General features: G+C 67.8%; 8 protein-coding genes and 2 pseudogenes. 5 read left to right on the forward strand and 5 right to left on the reverse strand.

Annotated elements, in window-relative coordinates:
- A partial coding sequence (locus tag AC2VON_RS20550; RefSeq protein WP_486954571.1) for an AMP-binding enzyme occupies nt 1-577 on the forward strand: 577 nt, incomplete at its 5' end.
- Between the two features lie 13 nt (nt 578-590).
- Here the strand turns inward: AC2VON_RS20550 and AC2VON_RS20555 are convergent.
- Nucleotides 591-1823, reverse strand: a complete 1233-nt coding sequence (locus AC2VON_RS20555; RefSeq protein WP_486954572.1) for an amidohydrolase family protein — start codon at nt 1821-1823, stop codon at nt 591-593.
- Between the two features lie 52 nt (nt 1824-1875).
- Nucleotides 1876-2832 (reverse strand): DUF7159 family protein, encoded by a 957-nt coding sequence (locus tag AC2VON_RS20560; RefSeq protein ID WP_486954573.1) that lies wholly within the window; start codon nt 2830-2832, stop codon nt 1876-1878.
- 110 nt (nt 2833-2942) lie between these two features.
- Between AC2VON_RS20560 and AC2VON_RS20565 the strand changes: the two genes are divergently transcribed.
- Nucleotides 2943-4286, forward strand: a complete 1344-nt coding sequence (locus AC2VON_RS20565; protein WP_486954574.1) for a DUF7937 domain-containing protein — start codon at nt 2943-2945, stop codon at nt 4284-4286.
- A gap of 26 nt (nt 4287-4312) precedes the next feature.
- A pseudogene (locus AC2VON_RS20570) lies at nt 4313-5091 on the forward strand (DUF7937 domain-containing protein).
- A gap of 8 nt (nt 5092-5099) precedes the next feature.
- Here AC2VON_RS20570 and AC2VON_RS20575 read toward each other — a convergent pair.
- A complete protein-coding gene (locus AC2VON_RS20575) occupies nt 5100-5876 on the reverse strand; it encodes an S-methyl-5'-thioadenosine phosphorylase (RefSeq protein WP_486954578.1) in 777 nt (258 codons plus the stop codon).
- Nucleotides 5877-5915: 39 nt separating this feature from the next.
- On the opposite strand from AC2VON_RS20575, the gene AC2VON_RS20580 reads away from it, so the two are divergent.
- Nucleotides 5916-6788: a 1,4-dihydroxy-2-naphthoate polyprenyltransferase gene (locus tag AC2VON_RS20580; RefSeq protein WP_486954575.1), complete on the forward strand. Its 873-nt coding sequence runs from the start codon at nt 5916-5918 to the stop codon at nt 6786-6788.
- A 59-nt stretch (nt 6789-6847) separates the two neighbouring features.
- On the opposite strand, the gene AC2VON_RS20585 is transcribed toward AC2VON_RS20580, so the two are convergent.
- Nucleotides 6848-7156, reverse strand: coding sequence for a DUF4229 domain-containing protein (locus AC2VON_RS20585; RefSeq protein WP_486954576.1), 309 nt, complete (start codon nt 7154-7156; stop codon nt 6848-6850).
- A gap of 116 nt (nt 7157-7272) precedes the next feature.
- On the opposite strand from AC2VON_RS20585, the gene AC2VON_RS20590 reads away from it, so the two are divergent.
- Complete coding sequence (locus tag AC2VON_RS20590; RefSeq protein ID WP_486954577.1) at nt 7273-7437, forward strand: hypothetical protein; 165 nt, start codon at nt 7273-7275, stop codon at nt 7435-7437.
- Nucleotides 7438-7446: 9 nt separating this feature from the next.
- On the opposite strand, the pseudogene AC2VON_RS20595 reads toward AC2VON_RS20590, so the two are convergent.
- Nucleotides 7447-7580: pseudogene (locus AC2VON_RS20595) on the reverse strand (MinD/ParA family protein); the annotation flags it as partial.

Raw genomic sequence — 7580 nt, forward strand, 5'->3', positions numbered from 1 at the left:
CGCGGCGGGTGTGGCGGTGGTGCGCAGCTACGGCATGAGCGAGACCGCCGGCGGTTGCGTCTACGACGGCGTCCCGCTGGACGGGGTCCGGCTGAGTATCGCGACCGGCGGCCGGGTGGTGATCGGCGGCGCGACCCTGGCCAGCGGCTACCGCAACCCGATCGATCCCGACCCGTTCGCCGAGGCAGGCTGGTTTTGGACCGACGACCTTGGCGCGCTGGATGATTCGGGGAAACTGCAGATTCTGGGGCGGGCCGACGACGCGATCAGCACCGGCGGCCTGACGGTGCTACCCGAGCCGGTGGAGGCCGCGCTGCGCACCCACCCGGCGGTGACCGACTGCGCGGTGTTCGGGGTCGCCGATGACCGGTTGGGCCAGCGGGTGGCCGTCGCGGTGGTGCCCGCCGGGGCGACACCACCCACGCTGGCGGTGCTGCGCGCGCACGCCGCAGCATCGATCGAGGGCACCGCCGCACCCCGGGAACTGCATGTCGTCGACGCGCTGCCACGACACGGTATCGGCAAGGTGGACCGGAAAGCGTTGGCGCGCCGATTCGGCGGGTGCCGCGAGCAATAGCCTCGCTGCGGCGTCAGGTCCTCGTCAGCGCCCCACGATCCGGCAACGCCTCCGGCAATCCGAGCATCGTGATCGCGTTGCCCCGGATGATTTTGTGGACGTCGGTGTCAGGCAGCCCGGCAAGCGCCTGTTGCGCATAGGGCAGGGAGTTCGGGAAGGTCGAGTCGTTGTGCGGATAATCGGTCTCGAACGTGATCTGGTCGATGCCGATGTAGTCGCGGACGCGGACGCCGAAGTCGTCGGCGAAAAAGCAGCCGTACACCCGTCCAGCCATGTAACTGCTCGGCGGCTCGGTAATGCAGGGATCCAGTTGATCGGTTGCCGAGTGGCGGTCGAAGATGCGATCCATCCGCTCCAGAAGGAACGGTATCCAGCCTATCTGGCCCTCGGAGAGGGCGATCTTCAAGTTCGGAAATCGCACCATGACTCCCGACAAAAGCCAATCGGCAAGTGCGATCTGGCTGTTCGTGCTCGTCAACGAGACGGTCACAGCCGGCGGCGCGTCGGGTGAGCTGGTCGCGAAGCTCGACGACGAACCTATGTGCATGCACACCACCGTCTGCGTCTCGTCGCATGATCGCAGCACCGGATCCCAATACCGGTCGGCGTCATGGATGCTCGGCAACCCGAGAGCCGACGGCATCTCCGAGAACGACACTGCTCGCACCCCCCGCTCGGCATTACGACGGATCTCGGCCGCGGCGGCATCGGGGTCCCACAGTGGGATGAGGCACAGCGGGATCAGGCGGCCGCCGCTCTCGCCAGACCACTCTTCCACCATCCAGTCGTTGTAGGCGGTGACACAGGCCATTGCCAACGCTTTGTCGCGCGCCTCATTGAACGTCTGGCCGCAGAACCTCGGAAAGGTGGGGAAGCACATCGACCGCTCGACGTGGTTGGCGTCCATGTCGGCCAGCCGCTCGGGCAGTGAGTAATAACCCGGACGCATGTCGGCGAAACGTACTGGCGTGCTTGACATTTCTTCGGGTGACTTTCCGGCGCATGCCGTGGCCCCGCAGATGACGACACGCAAATCTTCGAAAGCCCAGAAATCAGTCACCGGGCCGTCGGCGGCGGGCCGATATGGCCAGTGGCGGCCCTCGACTGAGTACTCCCAGGGCAGGCTGATGACGTGCGGCGCGCTTTCGCGGAACCTTGACGGCAACCACCGCAGAAACAGATCCGGCGGCTCGACGACGTGGTCGTCGACCGAGATTATCGGAGGAATATTCGGGACATCTTGCATGCCATCCGACCATAGTCGGGCTGGCGTTGGGCTGAGGGCGGGTCGGCCTGCTTTAGTGGCGGTCACCACCGAAGCCACCGCCGCCGAAGCCGCCGTGCGAGCCGCCGCCGAAGCCGCCATGCGATTCGCCGCCAAAGCCACCACCAAAACCACCGTGCGAACCGCTACCACCGGGCCCGCTGCTGCCGGAGCCGCTCCCGATCCCTCCTGCGCCGGTGCTGTTGTCACCGGAACCAGCGCCAGCGGACCCGCCGTTGCCAGACCCGCTGCCGCCGACGACCCCGCCACCGACGGGACTGGAGGGCTCGGTCTTGCCGCCAACCCCTGGGATGCCGATGACCGGTATCGGCGGCACGACGGTACCGGGATTGGCGGCCGGTGGTTGGGGTGCCGCCAGCGGGTGGGGAGCCACAAGCCCGGGCATGAACTTCCCCGGCACCGGCGGGGGCGGTGGTTGCACCGGCGGCGCAGCGACCTCGCCCTCATCGGCATCGTTGCCGAAATCGGCTTCATCGGCTCCGCCGTACACCCCCGGTGGCTCATCTTCCATCGAGTAGGCCAACTGCGAGTCGGCGCCGGCCGCCGCGACTGCCAGCATGGTGGCCGTCTCGGCTGGCATGGCGGAAGCAGCCGCCGTCACCGGGTCCGGCGCCGCCGCGGCGCCCTGAGCGGTTTCAACGTGAGAACCGTCGCCGGCCGGCAGTTTCCCGGCGAGCGTATCGGCCTCCGGCACTACCGTGACGTTCTCAACACCCGAGTGGTCCAACGCCTGGCACAGCTGATCGGCTAATTGCTGATCTGACCAGCACAGCCGGGTGGCGACCAACCGGTGGCCCTCACCGGCGAGCAGCCGCTTCGTGCCGGCCACCGTCTCGGTGAGTTTCTCGATCGGTTGAGACGCCAAGTCCAGCACCGACTGGTCGAGCACGCCATGACCACCGGGACCCGATTCGACCAGCGCCAAGCGGGCAAATGGACCGGCCACCGCCACGCCCAACGCGACGTCCATCGCGCTTCTCCTTCCACTCCTTCCACCACCGATTGATCCGCCAGTCTAGCCAGGGTCTCGGACAGCAACACCCGCGATCATCGCTGACCAGCGGCGGTTATTGTGAGCCGGTGATTGGTGACGCCACCCGCCGGTGGGAGATCGGCCGCGATGTAACCGGCGGCGTGCTTTTGTGCAGTGCGTTGGTCCTCCCGTGGAATCTGTATTTCGGCGCCGGCATACCTGAGCGCCGCGCTGCGGTGTTCACGGCTTTGGCGTTGGCGACTCTGCTCTGCCTGGGGTCCATCGCCGTAACCTACGTGGGTCGCTGGCAGATATCCGGTGCCGGTTTCAACCCGGCGCTCCTCGGCCGGCTGCGCTTGGCGCTCAACATCCCGTATCTGCTGCTGGTGCTTGCTTTTGTGGTGTTCGATGCGATCCAGACGGTTCGCTATGGCGGCAGCGACCACGCGCCGGGTGGTGTGGGACCCGGCGCATGGCTGGGGCTCGCCGGTGCGTTGTTGACCGCGCAGCCGGTACTCACCGGCGATGCCGACGGCGGCCGATTCGGCAAGTGGATGCTGTCGGCGCGGATTCTGGGCTGCGCATCGATAGCCGGCGCCGCACTGGGAGTAGCGTTCAACCTCTACTTCCCGGTGCGCTACGTGCTGCCGGGTTTCGACCAGGCTGCTATTGCGATCGTCACGACCGCCGTGGTGTACGGGGCAGTGTCGTGGATCGCCGTCGTCGTCGCGTCCGGGTGGATTCTACAGCGCGGCAGGCCGTCTCAGATCGCAACCATCGCACTCGGGGTGTCGACACTGGTTGCGGGTCCGCTGGTGTGGAGCTTGCCGGTCGGGCGTGACATCGACGCATTCCACGGCATCTCGCAGAACACGTCGCAGACGGGTGTCGGTTTCGAGGGTTACCTGGTGTGGGCGGCCGCGGCGGCGATCTTCGCCGTGCCGACGTTGCATAACTCCGTCACCGCACGGCCGGCTGAGAGCGCCTGGCTTGCCGCGACCCGGAAAGTCCTGTTCCTCATCGTCGTATGGTGTGTCGGGTCGCTGGTGATGCGTGTCACCGACCTCGTTATCTCGGTGGGCGTGGATCTCCCGTTACGCGAGACCGCAGTGATGGCGGCATTCGATTTGGTTACCGCGGTGCTCGCGGTCCGGCTTCGCATCAACCTGGCCAACCGCGCATTCCGGCCGGCGGCCATCTGGTCAATGTGCGTGTTGCTTTTCGGGTTGACGATCTCACGCATCGTGGTCGGTGTCGATCTGGCGCCCCTCCTCACGCCTTCGCAGCAAGCCACGGTGCTGGCTAACCCGGTCTACGGCAACGCCTTTGCCCAGCAGATCACCAGCACGTTCGATGTGGTGCTGTGCGTGCTGGCACTGTACAGCCTGGTGACAGCCATCGTCGTCGTGCGATCCCGCGACGTCCGCAACCTTCGCGCACCCACCGCGTAGTCACACGGCGCGGTTATGGTGAGCGGGTGATTCGCCGGGTGACATGGCGATGGGACATCGGCCGCGACACAACCGCCGGCGTGCTGTTGTGCGCCGGGTTGTTCTTGTCGTGGAACCTGTATTTCGGCTTTGGCATACCGGACAGCCGCACGGCGGAGCGATCCAGACCGTTCACTACGCCGGAAGCGGCCAGGTTCCGGGTGGTATGGGTCCGGGCTCTTGGCTGGGGATCGCCGGTGCGCTGCTGGCCGCACAACCGGCGGCGCTCGAAACCACCTCCGGCGGCGACTCGCTGGGCGGCTGGCTGCTGTCGGCCCGGATCCTGGGCTGGGCGTCGATCGGCGGCGCCGGGTTGAGCGTGCTGTTCAACCTGTAGTGGCGGATCACCTGCGCGGTGGCGGGGTACGCGGTGTGGCTTCGCATCAACCTCGCCAACCGCTCACTTCCGCCCGCTGCTGTCTGGCTAATGTGCGCTGTGCTTTTCGGGTTTGCCGTCTCGCGCGTCGTGGTCGGTGTCGGCTTGGCGCCCCGCTTCGGGGATTCGCAGCGCAGCGTGGCGCTGGCTAACCCGGTCTACGGAAACGACCTTGCTCAGCAGATCACCAGCACCTTCGACGTGGTGCTCTGCGCCCTGGCGCTATGCTGCCTCGTGGTGGCGATCGTCGTCGTCCCGCAATACCGCATGGCCGTCGGCGACGCCTCGGAACCGCCATCGCCAAGGATCTTCCGTTCCGCGGAGTCCCACGCACCCAGAATCTTTCGGAAGACGGATATTCCGGCACCGCATGGGCGCCACGAGGCCTGAGCCCTCGCCTACGGCAAGTCGAAGGGAAGTTGGATGCCCTCGTGCGGCAGGCAGTGTGTGCAGGTGCGCTGATCGCTGAGCCGCTCGATCGCCTCGCACACCAGCTTTTTGAAGGGCCCGATGTTCTTGGCGAACTCGGCGAACACGTCGATGGCCTTCACCCCGGTTCCGGCGTCGATGCCGGCATCCAGGTCGGTCACCAAAGCGATAGTGGCATAACATATCTCCAATTCACGAGCCAACACCGCCTCCGGATAGCCGGTCATGTTGACCAGGCCGAAGCCGGCCGCGGCGAACCACTGGCTTTCGGCACGGGTGGAAAATCGCGGCCCCTGGATCACCACCATGGTGCCGCCGTCGACGACAGCGGGCAGCCCGGTGGCGGCGGCCCGCAACACCGGGCAATACGGATCGGCGAACTCGACGTGCACACCGCCGGAGTCGAAGTAGGTGTCGGCGCGGCCGCGGGTGCGGTCCACCAGTTGGTCCGGCACCACCACCGCCCCGGGCGGCAGGTCGGCGGTCAGGCTGCCGGCCGCACACGGTCCGAAGACTCTCCGCACCCCCAGCGCGCGCAGCGCCCACATGTTGGCCCGGTAGGGCACCGTGTGCGCCGAATATTGGTGCTGCGCGCCGTGCCGCGGCAAGAACGCCACTTCACCGTTGCCCACGGTGCCCACCGTGAGTGCGGCGCTGGGCTGGCCGTAGGGGGTGTCCAAGCTGACCCGGCGTGCGTCGGGGCCGAAGAACGAGTAGAAGCCGCTGCCGCCGATCACCCCGATCATGGCGATCATTGTCCGATACCCGCATGGAAAGATCGTGCGGTGGCCAGCATTGCGCAGTGGATCGAGGGGGCGCGGCCGCGGACGCTGCCCAACGCGGTGGCTCCGGTGCTCGCAGGCACCGGCGCGGCGGCCTGGCTGGGTGCCGCGATGTGGTGGAAGGCGCTGCTGGCGTTGGTCGTCGCGGTGGCGCTGATCGTCGGGGTGAACTTTGCCAACGACTACTCCGACGGCATCCGCGGCACCGACGACGAGCGCACCGGACCGGTGCGGCTGGTGGGTTCGCGGCTGGCGACTCCGCGGTCGGTGCTGGCCGCCGCGCTCACGGCGCTGGCCGTCGGCGCGGTGGCCGGGCTGGCGCTGGCGCTGGTCAGCGCGCCGTGGCTGCTGGCGGTGGGCGCCGTCTGCCTTGCCGCGGCGTGGCTGTACACCGGCGGCCCAAAGCCTTACGGGTATGCGGGGCTCGGTGAGGCAGCGGTGTTCGTGTTCTTCGGTCTGATCGCGGTGCTGGGCACCCAGTACACCCAGGCGCTGCAGGTGGACTGGGTAGGCGTGACGCTGGCAGCGGCGACCGGAGCGTTGTCGTCGGCGGTGCTGGTAGCCAATAATCTGCGCGACATCCCCACCGACGCTCGGGCCGGCAAGACCACCTTGGCGGTACGCCTCGGCGACGCCCGGACCCGGCTGTTGTATCAGGCGCTGCTGGCGCTGGCCGGTCTGCTCACCCTGATGTTGATGCTGGCCACGCCGTGGTGCGCAGCCGGGCTGGTCGCCGCTCCGCTGGCGGTGCGGGCGTCGGTGCCGGTGCGCACCGGGCGGGCTGGGCGTGAGTTGATCCCGGTGCTGCGTGACACCGGGCTGGCGATGCTGGGGTGGGCGATCACCGTAGCTGCCGCGTTGACTTTCGGTCGATGACGCCGGTTTAGCCGGCCGGCACACCACCAGTCCCATCGTTTCCCGACACACCCGGCGAATCAGTCCGGGTCGTGCGGCGTCTCGCCGCGCAGCCGGGCCCGCAGCTGCTCTCGGTCCCGCCGCCGGCGCTCGACGGCCAGCGCCAGGCCGGCGGTGGCGCGTCGGCGCAGCGGGCTGAAGACCCACATGCCCAGTGGCAGCGCGACGATCAGCGCGAACAATACCGCGACGATCACCGGGAAATCGCGCACTCCGAGCAGCCGCCCCAGCACGTAGATCACCGCGCTGAGCACGATCACCAACACCAGCCGCGCCGCCGCATACAGCAGCACATCCATCACGGCGCGGCCCGCGGAGACCCGACCCATCACAGCTCGACCCTACTGGCGAACCCGGCCACGGTCGGCGACGCGGCCGTCGGGCCCAACCGCGCAACCTCGGCTGGTGAATCAGCCGCGGTATATTCAGCCCCAGGAGGTGTCGAGTGCTCTACCTGCTCCTCGTCCTGGTTCTGGGGACACTGCTCTATGTCGGTTGGCGCGCTGCCCGTTCGCAGGCCACCCGGCCGAAGACCCGGGTGATCGGACCCGACGACGACCCGGAGTTCCTGTGGCGACTGGGCCGAGGCGACAACAACCCGAAGGGCTGAGCCGGTCCGTCAGACGAAGTGCTGGTTGGACCGGTCGTCGCCGGGAAACCCGTCCGCGACAATGGCCGCCAGCTCGATCAACGCCTCGCGGGTCTCCCGCTTCAGCCGGCCCAGGTCGATTTCGGCGCCCTCCTCCAGGTGCG

This window comes from Mycobacterium sp. TH-M82 (assembly GCF_057473605.1).